Below are 16,363 nucleotides of genomic sequence, written 5' to 3'. Positions count from 1 at the left end.
CTCTTTCTTTACAACATTATCTTATGATATCCACACCCCATCTTTTCCAGCATTTCCATCTCTCTCTTCTGGCAGCTGAATATGATCACCTGCCGCTTACTGTCTTTCAGCCAGCGAAGTGTCTGGATAAGTCTCCTGTCATCATAATAGCCAAATGCATCATCCAGGATTATCGGGCATTCTTCCTCGTGGAGAATTTTTGTAGCCGCCATCCGGATTGCAAAATAGATCTGCTCCAGGGTTCCCCGGCTCACCTGATCCATGGATATCTTTTTCCCATTACTCATAAGCTGCACATGCAGATTTTCGTCTACCCAGAGTCTGTTATATTTTCCATCTGTGATGGCATCCATGACTGCAGATACTTCTGTATTCATAAGATCGCTTGTCCGGCTCTGCATCTGTGCGGCAAGTCTGGTCAACTGTTCCATAGCAAGTTCAACACCCTGCTTGTTTTTTAATCGCTCTATCTCTTCACTGTTCATCTCATCGAACTCGCCGACTCGTTCCTGCAGATTTTCATACAACACTTCTTTTTCATGATAGGTTTCCTGTACTTTTGCAAGCTTTCCTTTCTGCCTCTCATAATCTGCCTTGAAAGAAATGCCCTGTTCTTTTATCTCCTGTAATCTGGCTTTCTTTTTCTTCTTTCCATCTTTCAGACAATTCCAGACATACAGTCCTTCAGCCAGTGCCACCACGATTGCCACAAGAAAATTCCACGGCTTATGAAAAAGCAGAAAAGTCACAAAAAATGCCCCCAGCATACTCACTGCCTCCAGTGGATGAATCCTCCACCCGGCAAAATATCCTGCTGCCTCTTCCCGTTTCTTCCGCTTTTTATCTTCATTTACCCAGCTTTCCCATTCTCTGCGTTTCTCTTCACAGCTTCTTTTCAGCTGTTCCGCTTCATTTTCTAACTGATGCAGATCCCGCCAGACATAGGATGCCTCCATCTCTGCCCGCTCTTTCTTTTCGCTGATCAGCTGTCTCTTTTCACGTTCTTCTTTTTCCAGCTCTTTCTTCCGCTCTTTTAAAAGGGCAAGCGCCCCTTCGAGGTCAATCTCGCTGTTCCCGGTTGCATAATAATTTGCCGCATAATTCTTCAGCTCCGCCGCCAGTATTTCTCCGGTCTGTACCCGGAGCTGTCCTATCGAAACTGTATTTTCATAATCACTTTCTGTCATACCACCTAACAGAACTTCCAGATCCCCATGCTCAAGTGACAATTCTTCTCCATCATCTTCACAGATCAGAGAGCCGCCTTTCGCATACCGATCGAAATTTCGCTCCAGCAGGAATTTTCGACCGCCACAGGTAAACCGCAGGATTCCCGCATAAAAGTTTGGATTCTCCCAAGGCTCATAGGTACGGAATGTATCTGTTGCGGCGGCACGCCCGCGCTTTCTTTCCATTCCAAAAAGCATTCCCTTCAGAAAGGTATGCAGCGTTGTTTTTCCCGATTCGTTTTCTCCGTAAATAATATTGATCCCATCCGCAAGCAGGATCTGCTTATTCGTGAACTTACCGAAATTCTTCAGGATCAGTTCTGTTATCTTCATAATTTGCTCCCCTTTGCCTCCAGCATGGCCTGTACTCCCTCAGCCAATGCAATTGCCTCCACACTGTCATCCTTTGCTTCTGCAAAACTTTCTATATACCAGCCCAGAAGATTTCCTGCATTTTGTTTTTTCAACTTTTCATAATCATATGCCGGCTTTGTTTCATCCAGAATTTCGACAATATTTCCATAGGAATCCATCCGGTCGGTATCATAGATCATATCCGGATCCCGAAATCCCCGCAGAATGATTTTATAAATGTTCTGTATACCTCTTTCCCGTATGGCAAGGGAAATTTTTTCTTTCATTTCCCGTCCGGTCATCTCTCTTCCTGCTTCTACTTCCATATGCACATATTCTCTGGATGCAAAAGGAATAAATTCCGTCCGGGTTCTTCCATTTTTAATCTCCCCTTTGATATAACCATGCTTCCCGGTGTCATTTTTATCTGTAGGCTCCAGGGATCCTGCGTAATACATCCGGTCCTTTGCAAGCTCTGCCGGAAGATGAATGTGCCCAAGAGCAATATAATCATATCCCAGCTTCAGTAATTCGTTCTTTCGGAACGGGATATGCTTTTCATCGCCGCCATGGGCCAGAAGGATGGAGGCTATTCCTCTTTTTTCCGGAAGGATTTTCTCATAAAGCGGTTCTGTGATCTCCCGTTCCTCATAGCTGAGTCCGTATATGCGGACTCCAAGCTCTTTAAATTCCATACAGGCAGGTTTCTGAGACAAAAACATGTGCACCGGTCCCTGCCATTTATAATTCCGGTAATAGGACGTACTTTTCAGGTAATCATGGTTGCCCGCCATCAGCACGACCTGTGTATGTGTCAGTCTGGAAAATAAATAATCCAGTTCCTTCAGCTCTCTTAAAAGCGGCTGTCTGTGAAACAGATCCCCTGCGATCAGAAGAAGATCTGTCTGTTCTTCTTCACAGATATTTAAAAGACGCTCAAAGCTATTCCACAGTTCTTCCGGTCGCTTTGCGGTGTAAGAACTTCCTGCGTCCGGCTCTGCCCCCAGATGAATGTCCGCTGTGTGTATGAATTTCATTACTTTCTACTCCTCCTTTAAGGGGAAGTGTCACGATAAAACGTGTCTTTCCCCCACTGCTCTCGGCAATGATCTGTCCCTTGTGCAGCTCTACAATCTCTTTTGCAATGGCAAGCCCCAGTCCTGCTCCTCCGGTACTGCTGGATCTCGACGCATCCGCGCGATAAAATTTATCAAAGATCCTCTTCAGGCTCTCTTCCGGTATCGTATCTCCTTCATTTTCAAAACAGATTCTTACCTGGTTCTCCTCCTTGGCAGCCTGGATCAGAAGCACACTTTTCTCCCGGCAGTATGCTATGGCATTTCGCAGAATATTATCAAAAACCCTGGCAAGCTTATCCGGATCTCCCTCGATCAGGATCTCTTCCTCTGCTTCCACCTTGCAGGTCAGCATCTTCTCCTGAAGTACCCCATAGAGTTCGTCTGCAATCTGTTCCAGCATCATGGTCAGATCAATATCCACCTTATCCAGTTCAATATCCTGCAGATTCAACTTTATACTTTCAAAAAACTCTTTCAAAAGATCCCCAAGTCGATTCGCCTTCTCCAGAGATATCTGCGTATATTTGGCGCGCTCCTCTGCCGGCATCTCCGGATGAGAATCCAGCATACTCAGATACGCCACCACAGAAGTAAGCGGTGTTTTTAAATCATGTGCCAGAAAAAGCAGGACATCATTTTTCCTCTGCTCAAGCTTTTCTGCCTCTTCCTCCTGGCTCCTTAATGTCTCTTTAATCTCATTGAGACGATCCTCGATTGGTTTTAACTCCGTAATCAACCGGATTGGCTGGTCAGACGCTGAAATAATATTTTCAATCCCATCTTCTACCTGTTCCAGATAACGCGTCATTTTTGAAAGTGCCACATAAAAAAACAACGAAAATAAAAGTAAAAAACCGAGGATCATAAAGAACACTTTATTATTGCCGATCCACTGCCAATACAAAGATGTTGCGGTCTCTTCACTCACATGAAAAGCTTCCAATATTCGCAAAAAGCCATTGGCAAAGCTGTCATTATAAATACCATCGATAAAATACTCCAGAATAAATCTGCCAACCAGCACCGTCAGGGCCGTAATAAAAACCGTCTGAAGCAATATGCTCAGTTTTAATTTTCTGTAATTATTCTTCAATTTTGTATCCCACTCCCCAGACAGTCTTGATAAGATCTGATTTTCCAGTCGGTTTACTCAATTTCTCACGCAGATGCCGGATATGTACCATCACCGTATTGTTGCTGTTCTTCAGATACTCTTCATGCCAGACCTCTTCAAATAATCTTTGTGAGCTGATCACCTTTCCGCGATTCTCACAAAGAATCCACAGAATCTCAAATTCCGTCGGTGTCAGCGGAAGAGACTGCTCATTATAGATGCATTCATGGGATTCTTTATTTAACAAGAGTCCTGCAAAATCAATGATATTCTCAGAATCACTTTTCTTACCATCGTTGTACTGCGTGTATCTGCGCATCTGTGCTTTCACTCTCGCTACCAGCTCCAGCGGGTTGAATGGTTTCGGAATATAGTCGTCAGCCCCCATCGTAAGCCCGGTGATCTTGTCCCGGTACTCCGTCTTCGCGGTCAACATAATCACCGGAAATGTGTATTTCTCACGGATCTTTCTCAGAATCGTGAAACCGTCAATATCCGGCAGCATCACATCCAGGATCGCCAGATCCACATTTGTCTTCTCAATACATTCCAATGCTTCCTGCCCTGTGTAAAATTTCAAAACATGGTATTCATTTTGCAGATATAATTCTACGACATCCGCAATTTCTTTTTCATCATCTACAACTAAAATATTCATATTTCACTTTTCCTTTCCGTATATAGAAAGATTTGCGTTATAAAACAGCGGACCGGAAAACACACCCTTTTGATGCAGTTCCCGGTCCCCTTTTTCTTCATTCTTCTTTTTTACAGTTCGCAGTTATTCACAGTTCTTGGGAACGGAATTACGTCACGAATGTTGGACATTCCTGTAAGATACATGATGCATCTCTCAAATCCAAGTCCGAATCCTGCATGTCTTGTAGATCCGTACTTTCTCAGATCCAGATAGAATCCGTAATCTTCTTCCTTAAGTCCAAGCTCTTTCATTCTTGCAACAAGCTTATCGTAGTCGTCCTCTCTCTGGCTTCCTCCGATGATCTCACCGATTCCAGGAACCAGACAGTCAACTGCTGCTACGGTCTTGTTATCATCATTCATCTTCATGTAAAAAGCTTTGATCTCCTTCGGATAATCGGTAACGAATACCGGACGTTTGTAGATCTCTTCTGTCAGATAACGTTCATGCTCTGTCTGCAGATCTGCTCCCCATGATACTTTGTATTCAAATTTGTCATTGTGCTTTTCAAGGATTTCGATTGCTTCTGTGTAAGTAACTCTTGCGAAATCAGAATTTACAACGTTGTTCAGACGGTCGATCAGTCCTTTGTCTACGAAAGAATTGAAGAAATTCATCTCTTCCGGAGCGTTTTCCATCACGTAGCGGATAACATATTTCAGCATGTTTTCTGCAAGGATCATGTCATCTTCCAGATCTGCAAATGCGATTTCCGGCTCGATCATCCAGAACTCGGCGGCATGACGTGTGGTGTTGGAATTCTCCGCACGGAATGTCGGTCCGAATGTGTAAATGTTGCGGAATGCCTGTGCATAAGTTTCACCGTTCAGCTGTCCGCTTACGGTAAGGTTTGTCTCTTTTCCAAAGAAATCTTTGGAATAATCAACAGTTCCGTCTGCATTTTTCGGCACATTGTTCATATCCAGTGTTGTTACCTGGAACATTTCTCCTGCACCCTCGCAGTCACTTCCTGTGATCAGCGGTGTGTGTACATATACAAATCCTCTCTCCTGAAAAAATTTGTGGATCGCATATGCGGTCAGGGAACGAACTCTGAATACTGCCTGGAAAGTATTAGTTCTCGGGCGGAGATGTGCGATACTTCTTAAATACTCAAAGCTGTGGCGCTTTTTCTGAAGCGGGTAATCCGGTGCAGACGCACCTTCTACTGTAACCTCTGTTGCCTGGATCTCAAATGGCTGCTTTGCCTGTGGTGTTGCAACGAGTGTTCCTTTTACAATGATTGCCGCACCAACATTCAGCTTGGAAATTTCGCCAAAGTTCTCCATATTATCATGATATACTACCTGAAGGTTTTCAAAGAAAGATCCATCATTTACAACGATAAATCCAAATGTCTTAGAATCACGGATACTGCGCACCCATCCCCCGATGGTCACTTCTTTATCCAGATATTCCTCTCTGTTTCTGTATAATTCTCTTACTGTTACCAAATCCATCTGTTCTGTTCCTCCGTATTACTCTCTTATATATTTCACATAACCCCAATGAGCCTTGTAAGCATTGCCGACAGCTTCTGCTGCCATTTTTTACTTTTGCAATATGTCCAGTATACCATTAAACTACCGCAGTTGCAACGATGTAAAAAGAATCTGATTACATTTGAAAGTACTTTCGCAATGATTTTTTTATTGTACTCTAATCAATATTCCTTAATCGATAGTTCATTTTTCCTTAAGAAATTTTCTTTTTCTTTTATGATATAGACATATTTTGAACACAATTTATCTGTATACTAAGAGTCAGATAGTTGATAAACAACTATCTCCCCCCCTCATAAAGTAAGCGCAATCGGGTTACCCCGATTGCCGCACTTTACTCTCATTCCTTTAGAAATTAAATAAAAGCACAAGAAAACCCGCTGGTCGAAAGATCAGTGGGTTTTCTCGTTACTGTTTATGAAACACAAAATATCAGGGAGCTGCAAAACAGCTCCCTAAATCACATACAATTATTCTTCTACATCCTGCACATCATAATACTTGATCAGCGCCTGTGTCCCAAGATCTCCAAGCCCTTCCTGTGCCAACTCTTCATAATTTGACAGTACCAGACTCAGCACCTCAAGACTCAGTCCGCTCATATTCGCCTCAGTCAGCGCAAGCTTCATATCCTTGATGAAATGCTTCATAAAGAATCCAGGTGCATAATCTCCGGCAATGATCTTCGGTCCGAAAGCATCCAACTGTTTGCTTCCTGCTGCCCCGGTAGAGACCGAATCAAAAAGGACATTCAGATCCAGTCCTTTGGCCTGCGCATAGGAAAAGGCCTCACATACACCACTTAAGGCACCGGCGATCATAATCTGATTAGCAAGCTTTGCATGCTGTCCACATCCGGCTTTTCCCTGATAATTGATGTTTGTTCCCATTGCTTTGAAAAGCTCCATACAAGCTTCATAATCTTCTTTCTCGCCGCCGACAAGGATGGATAATGTAGCGTTTTTTGCTCCGGTATCCCCACCTGTTACAGGCGCATCCAGCACATGGAATCCTTTTTCTGTGCCCTCTTTTGAAATCTTTTCTGCAAGCATCGGGCTTGTAGTTGTCATATCAATCAGATAGGTTCCCGGATCTGCATTTTCCAGAATACCGCCTTCATCGAAGTAAACCTCTTCCACATCTCTCGGAAAACCAACGATGGTGATCACTGCATCACATCCAGGTACACATTCTTTGATAGATTCATGGAAAATTGCACCCTCGCTAATCACATCATCGACTTTCGCTTTTGTTCTTGCGTAAATATGCAGTTCATATCCTGTTTTCATAAGGTTGCGCACCATGGATTTTCCCATGATGCCAACACCGATAAATCCAATTTTTTTCATAGTGAACTCCTCTACTTTGGACTTACAATCTTTCCTGCCACCGCGCAGCTTGCCGCTGTTTTCGGAGATGCCAGATAAATCTCGACCTTAGAAGTTCCCATACGTCCAAGGAAGTTACGGTTGTTGGTTGCAACCACACGTTCTCCGTCTGACAGAATTCCTCCGGTACGTCCACAGCAAAGTCCGCAACCTGGATGGGTAATGATCGCACCTGCCTCAGATAAAGTCGTAAGGATTCCCATATCTGCTGCCTGTTTGTAGATCTTACGGCTCGCCGGAGTCACGATCAGTTTTACAAAATCCGCAACTTTTTTGCCCTTTAACACTTCTGCTGCTGCCTGAAGATCCTCCAGACGTCCGTTTGTGCAAGAGCCGATAAATACCTGATCGATCTCGGTTCCTTCTACCTCGGATACATTTCTGATTTTGTCAACCTGTGACGGAAGGGCCATAACCGGTACAAAGTCCTCTGCTTTATAAGTGATCGTTCTCATATAAGTTGCATCCGGATCACCAACCAGACTCTTCTGATAATCATTTAATTCAATATTGCAATACTCGGCAGTTTTCTCATCCGGTGTGAAAAGTGCGCATTTTGCTCCTGCTTCGATTGCCATGTTTGCCATTGTCATACGACTTGCAACTGTCATATTTTCAATGGTGCTTCCGGCAAATTCAAGTGCTCTGTAAGTCGCACCGTCTGCTCTCAAATCACCGATCAGTCGTAAGATGATATCCTTTGACATGACATTTTCCGGAAGTTCACCATCGATCACAACTTTGATCGTCTCCGGCACCTTGATCCACATCGTTCCGGTTCCAAGGATACTTGCCATCTCGGTATAACCGATACCGGATGAGAATGCTCCAACACATCCATAAGTTGTGGTATGGCTGTCGGTCCCGAATGCAATATCTCCCGGTTTAACATAACCTGCTTCTGTCATAAGCTGATGACAGATTCCATCACTTCTGTGTACATGTGTAAGTCCGTATTTATCTGCAAATGCATCTCCGGTACGAAAATGTCTGGTATCATCCTGCTGACTTGCCGGAACCAGATGATCATAGATCAGAACAACCTTGTCCGGATCATGCAGTTTCGTAAATCCCATTTCTTCAAATTTTTCTGCCACAAAGGGGATGAAAATATCATGGATCATCACGCGGTCAACGTTAACTGTCACAATGTCTCCCGGCTTTACGGCTTTTCCTGTATTGTGTCTGATAATTTTTTCAATAATCGTCTCGCCCATTTTCTTCTCCTTTCCGGTTAATCCAGTCCATTCAGCTTGCGCATGGCTTTTACCAGACCGCCAGCCTGAATAATGCTCATCAGATTCTCCGGCAGAGAAGCAATCGGATATTCCTTGCCATTATAATCCACATGCTCATTCATCACTACCGTGATCTCGTCGCCCTCTTTCATATCATCATAAAGATCCGGCTGTTCAATCAGAAGAAGTCCGTTGTTGATCGAATTACGGAAAAAGATCCTTGCAAATGATTTGGCGATCACACACTGCACACCCATTGCCTTGATGATCTCCGGTGCCTGTTCTCTTGACGAACCGCAACCAAAGTTCTTTCCTGCTACAATGATATCCCCCTTCTGGATCTGTCCGGCAAGTTCCGGACGAAGAGGAGAAAAGCCATACTGCTTCATATCATCGATTGTCTTGAGTGCAAGGTATTCAGTTGGAATGATGATATCGGTATCAATGTCATCTCCAAGAACCCATACACGTCCTGTAAATTTATCCATCTTATGTCACCTCGTCAAACGTAATTTCGTCTCTTACACATCACTTGCCAGTGCAATTTCTCCGGCAATGGCAGATGCTGTAACGGTTGCAGCCGATCCAAGATATACCTTGGAACTCGGATGTCCTGCACGTCCCTTAAAATTGCGGGTTCCTGTACTGATCAGGACTTCATTTTCACCGATTACGCCCTGGCAGCTTCCCCAGCATACACTACAGTTCGGGTTCATCACGATCGCACCTGCATCCATGAAGATGTCGATCAGTCCTTCTTCCAGAGCCTGTCTGTAAATAGTCTGACTTGCCGGAACAACAAGGAATCTTACTTTTTCAGATACTTTCTTTCCTTTGATAACCTGTGCGCCTACACGGAGATCTTCGATACGTCCGTTGTTGCAGGATCCAAGGAATGCCTCATCAATCTTGATACCGCGCACGTCTTTTGCCGGCGCAAGATTGTCTACAAAATCCGGTTTTGCAACAACCGGCTCTACCTTGGATAAGTCAAATGTATATTCTCTTACATAATGCGCATCCGGATCGCTGTGATATACAGCCTTTGGCTCGCGTCCATGCTCTTTTAAATATTCCATTGCCACATCATCAACTTCAAAAATACCGGTCTTAGCTCCGGCTTCTACTGCCATATTGCAAAGTGCGATACGGTCACTGATTGTCAGAGTCTTCGCGCCCTCTCCGGTAAATTCCATCACCTGATAGTTACATCCGTTGGCTCCGACTTCACCGATGATGGTGAGGATCAGATCTCTCGCATATACACCTTCCGGCAGCTTTCCAACCAGGTTGAATTTCACAGTCTCCGGTACCATTACCCAGGAAGTTCCTGTTACCATACCGTAAAGGAAGTCTGTACATCCAACACCGGTTCCGAATGCACCAAGTGCACCGTAAGAACAGGTATGGCTGTCTGCACCAAAGATCAGTTCTCCCGGACGAACATAATTTTCCATCATAATCTGGTGGCATACACCTTTCCCTTCCCAGAAATCAATGTGGTTTGCCTTTGCAAAATCACGCATCTTCTTCTGGGATGCGGCTGTCTTTGGACAGTCAGACGGTACGTTATGATCTACGATAAATACCAGCTTGCTTGTATCTGCAATATGTGGATTTTTTAATTTATTATTATACATATCAACGGTAAGATGTGTAGTTCCGTCATTACTCATCAGACGATCCAGTTCTACTGTATGGATGTCACCCGGCTTTACGCTTTCCACACCGGCTGCCGCTGCAATGATCTTTTCAGCAATTGTCATTCCCATCGTCTATTCCTCCTCACGGTTCAGAGACGCAATAAGTCCGCCCTGATTCAAAATATTCTGCATATATTCCGGCAGTTTTGTGCAGGAATAAACCTTTCCATTTGCCTCAGCGGTTCCTTCCAGCATATGAAGCTCCATCTGATCTCCGGTCTTTACTTCATCCGGAAGGTCTTTACAGACGATAGCAGGAAGTCCGATATTGATAGCATTTCTATAAAAAATTCTTGCAAATGATTTTGCGATAACAGCTTTTACACCTAACGCTTTTAACACACCCGGAGCCTGCTCTCTGGAAGATCCACATCCAAAGTTCTCTCCTCCAACCACGAAATCTCCCGGTTTTACCTTCTGTGCAAAATCCGGATCCAGAGATTCAAATGCGTGGCTCTTCATCTCCTCAAGATTCGGCAGCAACAGATACTGGGATGCGATGATCTGGTCTGTATCCAGATCGTTATGAAATTTAAAAATAGTCCCTTTTTCCATAAAGCATATTCCTTTCTGTATACACATGATTCCTTTATTTTAAGGCTTTTCCGGCATTTCCGCAAGGGAATATTTTAACAGGCTAACGTTGTACTTTATTCAATTCCTATTTTTCATAGGTTCCCTTGCAAATGATTTTTTCTTTTTGCATAAAGATTTTTCCACCTGCAATATAACTGTCAAGCTTCAGGTCATTGTCCCACAAAAGCAGATCTGCATCGGCTCCTTTTTGTATTGTCCCTTTCTTACCCTGCAATCCCAGTGCCTCCGCTACATGTGATGTCATATATGGAAGTGCATCTTCCAGCTTCATATCAAGCTCATGTACCATATACAGAAGTTCTTCCCGCAGCGCATCTACTGAGGAAACACCGATTTCCAACAGGCTTCCGTCTTCTCTGTATTTTGACCAGCTTCCGTGTCCGTCGGAGCTGATGGTAATATGCTCTGTCGGGATTCCCTTTTCTTTTGCTTCTAAAATACATCCGCCCGGACAAAAGTCCTCACTGATGCCACAGGTGAGATCGATGTATCCACCCTTTTCAAGCAACTGATACCCCTCTTCCAGAAGACCTTTTCTGCGGTTCACATGAGTCGGACGGAAAATCTTGATCGGAATCATACTCTTTTCCAAAGCTTCAAACACCGGCGACAATCCAGCATCTGCATCTCCCATATGCAGCACCACGATTCCAGGTTTTCCGCTTAACATACCTGCCGTTCTGGTCTTGCTCGCAAGCTGGATCAGTTCACTTTCCGTCACATTCGGTGCCCGATGATCTGAAATGGCAAGTTTCACGCCAAGTACTTTTTCAACAAACATAATATCCCGATCTATCTCTCCGGTAATAGTCGGACTTGGATATCCATATGCACCGGTAAGCATATACGCACTTACCCCTTCTTCGCATAAAGCCTGTACTTTTGCGTAAAGATTTTCAACACTCCTTGTAAGTCCGTCCGTTCCAAGAAGTCCTACAACCGTTGTAATTCCGCCTTTTACCAGTTCTGACAGCTGAAGTTCCGGTGTACGGGTATGAAAGCTTCCTTCCCCACCACCTCCGGTAACATGAACATGCTGATCAATAAACCCCGGTGTAAGAATTCTTTCCTCTGCATCAATAACTTCACATGCGATCGGAAAATCCTCGATCTTATCTTCAATACATTCAATTTTTCCCCCACATACTAAAAGATCCTTTTTTCCAACATACTCCGGTGCATAAACTTTTGCATTTTTAATAAGTAACATTTTCTTTTCTCCTCTTTATGACATTCTTTTATTTTCATACATTAATTTGTCTGCCTGATGAATTGCCTCTTAATTTTCTCTTTCTATATTATCCTGCTTCTTCAGCAATTCCAAAAGCTCTTTTTCAGGAAGCGGCTTGGAAAAATAATAGCCCTGGATCATATCGACTCCCCAGCTGCTGATCTGTTCCATTTCTTCCTGTGTTTCCACTCCTTCGGAAACGATATGATAATTCATTTTATGAAATGTTTCTACAACGCTTTCATAGAAAATTGCCCGTTTCTCATCCCTACAGATATCAAAAAGCAGAGATCTGTCAACCTTGATCACAGAAAACGGAAGCCTCATTACCGTATTCAGATTTGCATATCCGGAACCAAAATCATCCAGACAAAAACCGATGCCAGCGGCCGTAAATTCCTCCGCAACTCTTCTCAGACCTGCATTGTATTCAGTCGCAACCGTTTCCGTGATCTCAAACTGTATCCAGTTATGTGGAATCTTATAAGCATCCATAATCCGGATAAAATGTCTGCTACAGTCATTTCTCATCAGATCCAGAGAAGACAGGTTCACTTTTACATTCAGAAGATGCTCCATCAGATACCGGTTTTCTCCCAAAAATCTGCAGACACGGCTAAACTGTAAATCTGTGATCTGTTCGATCATGTGATTCTTTTCTGCGATCTGAATAAATACATCCGGTGCGATCCAGCCAAGCTCCGGATGCTGAAGGCGACTTAGTGCTTCCAATGTGATAAAGCATTTTTTCCGTGTAGAATAAACCGGCTGATAGTAAATTTCAAACAGATCCTCTGTAATCGCCTTATGCAGATACTGCTCCACCCGTTTATTATACAGAAAACCATTCATCGTCTGATGATCATCCTGTATCACCTCTGTCAGACCACTTTTCGCAGATAAAGCTTCCAGATATTCTGCATATTCCAGAATAAGCCCACTGTCTCCAAGTTTCTGCGCATTCATGATCCCGCTTATGATCACAGGCACCGTAATAATTTTATTGTTGACATTCAGCTTACTGTTCCCATCAAACATTCTCTTCAGCTGCGTAAGATAATATTCATATTCTTCAAGTGAACCGGTAAGTATCATAAAACGCTTTCCCGTTGTACGAAATGCTTTTTTCCCGCACATCTCACCAAGTTTTCTTGCTGTCAGCTTTAAGATTGAATTACCGCCCTGTACCCCTGCGATTTTATTAATGTGCCTCAATTGATAAAGATACACCGTAATAATGTGAAATGATTTTTCCGCACTGATCAGCTCATTGCTTTTTCTGACCAGATACAGATGATTGTATAATCCGGTAAGTGTATCGATATTTGCATGAGGATTGTTGATCGTAATAAATAGTACCAGAATTCCCAGACTCATACCAAACCCTGTTGTAAGAAGCGGATGATATAAAAGCTGGATCACCACTCCCGCACCGGATATCAACAGGATTTCCAGCAGACTCTTCACTTTTTGATAGCCCAGTTTTTTCCGCCATATGACAATAAGGATCAAGGCTGCTGCCATATGACAAAGTGCACTGTAATACATCAGCATATACCATGGACCTTTCATATAGCCTGCCGGTATATCAAAATAAAACAGCTTTTCCGTGAACGGGTTTGTCAGAATCATCCCCATCAGAATGAATGTCGGCACACCTGATAAAAACATCTTTTTTGCCGAAATGATCTTATTATCATGTAATGTCTGAATATAACAGATCACCGTAAACGGCAGCAATGCCTGAAGCAGATAAAAGATCGTTGTTGCAAGCATTGCAGCAATTTCACAATTACTATCTGGAAAAGAAATATAATAATTACTGGCAAGTTCCGCAACCACATCTAAAATACCGATGATGGCAAAAAAAAGGAATACCTGATTATTCAGATCCTCTGCTCTTTTCTGTCCCAGAAAATACCATAAAACCAGCAACAATATAACCATTGCCGCAATAAGAAAATCTATATTATAAGTCATATTTATCCTCCGCCGGTTTTTATTTATTTGAACAAAGCATATCGTCTGCCTGCTGTTTCCAGTCACTGAATGAAAGAAGACTACCATTCTTTTCTCTCAGATAACTATACCCGAACTTCAGCCGCACAGGCTGTCTGTTTCCACATTCTTCTTCCATCTCTTTTTTTATAAAATGCTCCCATTCTTCCGGTGTCTTTTGCGGGTTTTTTACGATAATCGCAAACTCACCACCATCAACACGAAAACTTACTGCCTGCTGTTCCAGAACACTCCTTTCTGCACTCTGGATGCTTCTTGCCGTTCGGATAACCGTTTCATCACCCATCTGTCTTCCAGATATATCATTAATCTTCTTCAGTTCTGCAATTTTCACAAACAACAATAATACATTTTCAAGTAAAATCGCACCCTCCTGGATCTCTTCAAGATACATCTCAAATGATTTCCGGTTTTTCATATCTGTCATCCGGTCTTCCAAGGACATTCTCCTATAAACCTCCTGTTCCAGGCAAAACTGAATGTTGTTGGATACTTTACAAAGCAATCCCCAAAACAAAACAGCAATATAAAGAAGAATGCCAAACTGGAAAATAGATTCATACCAGTAAATGGATAATACCCAGTACAGTACCAGTGCGATTACACCGCTTATCCCTAATACACCAAATGCCTTTAGACAGAGATTTACTTCCTTCTCCTGCGTTTTCCGATACTCTTTCCACAAAAGAAGAATCATAGACACAACCCCCGTAAACAATAAGAGATGTGTGATATATAACATATGTATAAAAGGAATCTTAAACAGAAGATGCAGGATCCCCTGTAAAACAGCATTTGCATAAAGAAGAAAAATCCAAACCTGCGGTATCCATCTTACACTTTCACTTACTGTATTTTGTATAAATAGCAGCATAGGAACAGACATCGTCATAAACGCATAAAAGGATACCAACGTTCCTGCTGCACTCTGACTGCCATACATCTGGTAAATTCCTGAATCCAGAATACACCACAAACTGCATAAAAGCAAAAACAATGCTACATTTAAAAATCTCTTTTCTACAATCTGCCTGTATCTGGTATAGAAAAAGACAATCACCGAAACGAGACCGAGACCGGTCATTCCCAAAACTACCAGTATCGAAAAAATCGATCCTAGCAGATGCTGTCTGAAAACAGAACAAAACTCTCCGATCATCGGGGCATACACATATAGTCTGGCATTCTTTTTAGTTTCATAGCTGATTGATAACACTTCCTGCCCGATTTTCTCCGGCAAAGAAATATCTGCCCATATTTTCCCTTTCATCTGCCTGTTTTTTTCAAATCTGTTATCCTTATATTGGTAGAGAAGCCGGTCTCCTATGCAGACTTCCAGCTGATCCTGTATTCCTCGGATCGACAAGATTTTTCCCTTATCAGCCTCTGATAACATATCATTGTAAAGAATGATCTGCCCATCTTTATCCGCTGTAACAAAACACGGCAATTTGAGCTCCGTCTTATTCCCATCCTTCAGCTGATACCATCCATTGCTGAAGGTGTACAACTCGCCCCTTTCCGACTCCGTACCCGGCTGATACAGTATTCTGACAAAAATAAGCAACAATGTCACAATGAGCATAATGCAGAATGCTTCAATTTTTTTCCATTTCTTTCCTTTTTTCATTTCCCTCATCTCCTATGCATTCTGCCGGAAGCTTTTCTACATAGAAAATGTAATTTCCTATGTAAAAAAGTCACCTGTATAACGCAGGTGACTAAAATTTAAGCCGAATAGCTTTTTTCACTTACTCTATTAACCTATCCGCATCTTCTTATTGCAACCGGCTGACATAGCGTACTGCCTTAGTCCCTTTGGCTTTGCGTCACAGTTTTTCAACAGCTTTGCCCCTATAAACATAATTCAAGTATAGCATATTCAAGATGACGAAACAATATTTTAATTATTATAATAATCTATAGTTTTACACATAATCCATAACAAGAAACATCGGATACTTTCTGATATATTCTTCCATCTGCTCAATGGCTCCCGAAAGCTGATTTTCAATATATTTTCTGTTATTTTTTGATGTAGGAAGCACATTCTTCACATACCGCATTTTTATATATGGTATATTATATTTGTATACTAAAAAATCTGGAAACAATTGTTTCCAGATTTCTCCTAGAGGCGCCAACCAGATTTGAACTGGTGATAGAGGTGTTGCAGACCTTTGCCTTACCACTTGGCTATGGCGCCAGA

The 16,363-nt window shown here is 42.7% G+C and carries 13 protein-coding genes, 1 tRNA gene and 1 riboswitch; all 14 genes read right to left on the bottom strand.

The window, feature by feature from the left end:
* Window positions 1–8: 8 nt before the first annotated feature.
* The 14 genes from PGU50_RS15385 to PGU50_RS15320 all read right to left on the bottom strand — a co-directional run bounded on the left by PGU50_RS15385 (window position 9) and on the right by PGU50_RS15320 (window position 16,360).
* Complete coding sequence (locus PGU50_RS15385; protein WP_270247348.1) at window positions 9–1,562, bottom strand: ATP-binding protein; 1,554 nt, start codon at window positions 1,560–1,562, stop codon at window positions 9–11.
* On the bottom strand, window positions 1,559–2,620 hold the full coding sequence (locus PGU50_RS15380; RefSeq protein WP_195368745.1) for a metallophosphoesterase family protein: 1,062 nt from the start codon (window positions 2,618–2,620) through the stop codon (window positions 1,559–1,561). Before PGU50_RS15380 ends, PGU50_RS15385 begins: the two co-directional genes overlap by 4 nt.
* Complete coding sequence (locus PGU50_RS15375; RefSeq protein WP_117836170.1) at window positions 2,526–3,755, bottom strand: sensor histidine kinase; 1,230 nt, start codon at window positions 3,753–3,755, stop codon at window positions 2,526–2,528. The genes PGU50_RS15380 and PGU50_RS15375 overlap by 95 nt, the downstream gene beginning before the upstream one ends.
* Complete coding sequence (gene vanR, locus PGU50_RS15370) at window positions 3,745–4,434, bottom strand: VanR-ABDEGLN family response regulator transcription factor (RefSeq protein WP_008371692.1); 690 nt, start codon at window positions 4,432–4,434, stop codon at window positions 3,745–3,747. The genes PGU50_RS15375 and vanR overlap by 11 nt, the downstream gene beginning before the upstream one ends.
* A 110-nt stretch (window positions 4,435–4,544) precedes the next feature.
* Window positions 4,545–5,936 carry an asparagine--tRNA ligase gene (asnS, locus tag PGU50_RS15365; protein ID WP_270247347.1) on the bottom strand — a complete coding sequence of 464 codons (1,392 nt, stop codon included), beginning with the start codon at window positions 5,934–5,936 and terminating at the stop codon, window positions 4,545–4,547.
* 512 nt (window positions 5,937–6,448) lie between these two features.
* On the bottom strand, window positions 6,449–7,327 hold the full coding sequence (locus PGU50_RS15360; protein WP_022220458.1) for an NAD(P)-dependent oxidoreductase: 879 nt from the start codon (window positions 7,325–7,327) through the stop codon (window positions 6,449–6,451).
* An 11-nt stretch (window positions 7,328–7,338) separates the two neighbouring features.
* Window positions 7,339–8,583, bottom strand: coding sequence for a 3-isopropylmalate dehydratase large subunit (locus PGU50_RS15355; RefSeq protein ID WP_055157887.1), 1,245 nt, complete (start codon window positions 8,581–8,583; stop codon window positions 7,339–7,341).
* Between the two features lie 17 nt (window positions 8,584–8,600).
* Entirely contained in the window at window positions 8,601–9,092 is a 492-nt protein-coding gene (locus PGU50_RS15350; RefSeq protein WP_008371705.1) for a LeuD/DmdB family oxidoreductase small subunit, read from the bottom strand.
* 33 nt (window positions 9,093–9,125) lie between these two features.
* Window positions 9,126–10,376 (bottom strand): 3-isopropylmalate dehydratase large subunit, encoded by a 1,251-nt coding sequence (locus PGU50_RS15345; protein WP_055249408.1) that lies wholly within the window; start codon window positions 10,374–10,376, stop codon window positions 9,126–9,128.
* Between the two features lie 3 nt (window positions 10,377–10,379).
* Window positions 10,380–10,862, bottom strand: coding sequence for a LeuD/DmdB family oxidoreductase small subunit (locus PGU50_RS15340; RefSeq protein WP_044998914.1), 483 nt, complete (start codon window positions 10,860–10,862; stop codon window positions 10,380–10,382).
* Window positions 10,863–10,968: 106 nt separating this feature from the next.
* Window positions 10,969–12,114, bottom strand: a complete 1,146-nt coding sequence (gene iadA / locus PGU50_RS15335; protein WP_270247346.1) for a beta-aspartyl-peptidase — start codon at window positions 12,112–12,114, stop codon at window positions 10,969–10,971.
* Between the two features lie 69 nt (window positions 12,115–12,183).
* Window positions 12,184–14,115 (bottom strand): GGDEF domain-containing protein, encoded by a 1,932-nt coding sequence (locus tag PGU50_RS15330; protein ID WP_270247345.1) that lies wholly within the window; start codon window positions 14,113–14,115, stop codon window positions 12,184–12,186.
* A 19-nt stretch (window positions 14,116–14,134) separates the two neighbouring features.
* Window positions 14,135–15,784, bottom strand: a complete 1,650-nt coding sequence (locus tag PGU50_RS15325) for a sensor domain-containing diguanylate cyclase (protein WP_270247344.1) — start codon at window positions 15,782–15,784, stop codon at window positions 14,135–14,137.
* Window positions 15,785–15,933: 149 nt separating this feature from the next.
* Window positions 15,934–16,017: riboswitch (cyclic di-GMP riboswitch) on the bottom strand.
* 272 nt (window positions 16,018–16,289) lie between these two features.
* Window positions 16,290–16,360 (bottom strand) — tRNA-Cys (locus PGU50_RS15320).
* Between the last annotated feature and the right edge of the window lie 3 nt (window positions 16,361–16,363).

The organism is Coprococcus sp. AM11-30B (assembly GCF_027674365.1).
Classification (GTDB): domain Bacteria; phylum Bacillota; class Clostridia; order Lachnospirales; family Lachnospiraceae; genus Allocoprococcus; species Allocoprococcus comes.
The sequence above is the reverse complement of the archived record's forward strand: the minus strand, read 5'-3'. Positions and strand labels throughout refer to the sequence as shown.

What these genes read in the sequence shown, in the direction of transcription:
- PGU50_RS15385 (WP_270247348.1), bottom strand. Translation starts at nt 1,562, where the DNA reads ATGAAGATAACAGAACTGATCCTGAAGAATTTCGGTAAGTTCACGAAT.
- PGU50_RS15380 (WP_195368745.1), bottom strand. Translation starts at nt 2,620, where the DNA reads ATGAAATTCATACACACAGCGGACATTCATCTGGGGGCAGAGCCGGAC.
- vanR (WP_008371692.1), bottom strand. Translation starts at nt 4,434, where the DNA reads ATGAATATTTTAGTTGTAGATGATGAAAAAGAAATTGCGGATGTCGTA.
- asnS (WP_270247347.1), bottom strand. Translation starts at nt 5,936, where the DNA reads ATGGATTTGGTAACAGTAAGAGAATTATACAGAAACAGAGAGGAATAT.
- PGU50_RS15360 (WP_022220458.1), bottom strand. Translation starts at nt 7,327, where the DNA reads ATGAAAAAAATTGGATTTATCGGTGTTGGCATCATGGGAAAATCCATG.
- PGU50_RS15355 (WP_055157887.1), bottom strand. Translation starts at nt 8,583, where the DNA reads ATGGGCGAGACGATTATTGAAAAAATTATCAGACACAATACAGGAAAA.
- PGU50_RS15350 (WP_008371705.1), bottom strand. Translation starts at nt 9,092, where the DNA reads ATGGATAAATTTACAGGACGTGTATGGGTTCTTGGAGATGACATTGAT.
- PGU50_RS15345 (WP_055249408.1), bottom strand. Translation starts at nt 10,376, where the DNA reads ATGGGAATGACAATTGCTGAAAAGATCATTGCAGCGGCAGCCGGTGTG.
- PGU50_RS15340 (WP_044998914.1), bottom strand. Translation starts at nt 10,862, where the DNA reads ATGGAAAAAGGGACTATTTTTAAATTTCATAACGATCTGGATACAGAC.
- iadA (WP_270247346.1), bottom strand. Translation starts at nt 12,114, where the DNA reads ATGTTACTTATTAAAAATGCAAAAGTTTATGCACCGGAGTATGTTGGA.
- PGU50_RS15330 (WP_270247345.1), bottom strand. Translation starts at nt 14,115, where the DNA reads ATGACTTATAATATAGATTTTCTTATTGCGGCAATGGTTATATTGTTG.
- PGU50_RS15325 (WP_270247344.1), bottom strand. Translation starts at nt 15,784, where the DNA reads ATGAAAAAAGGAAAGAAATGGAAAAAAATTGAAGCATTCTGCATTATG.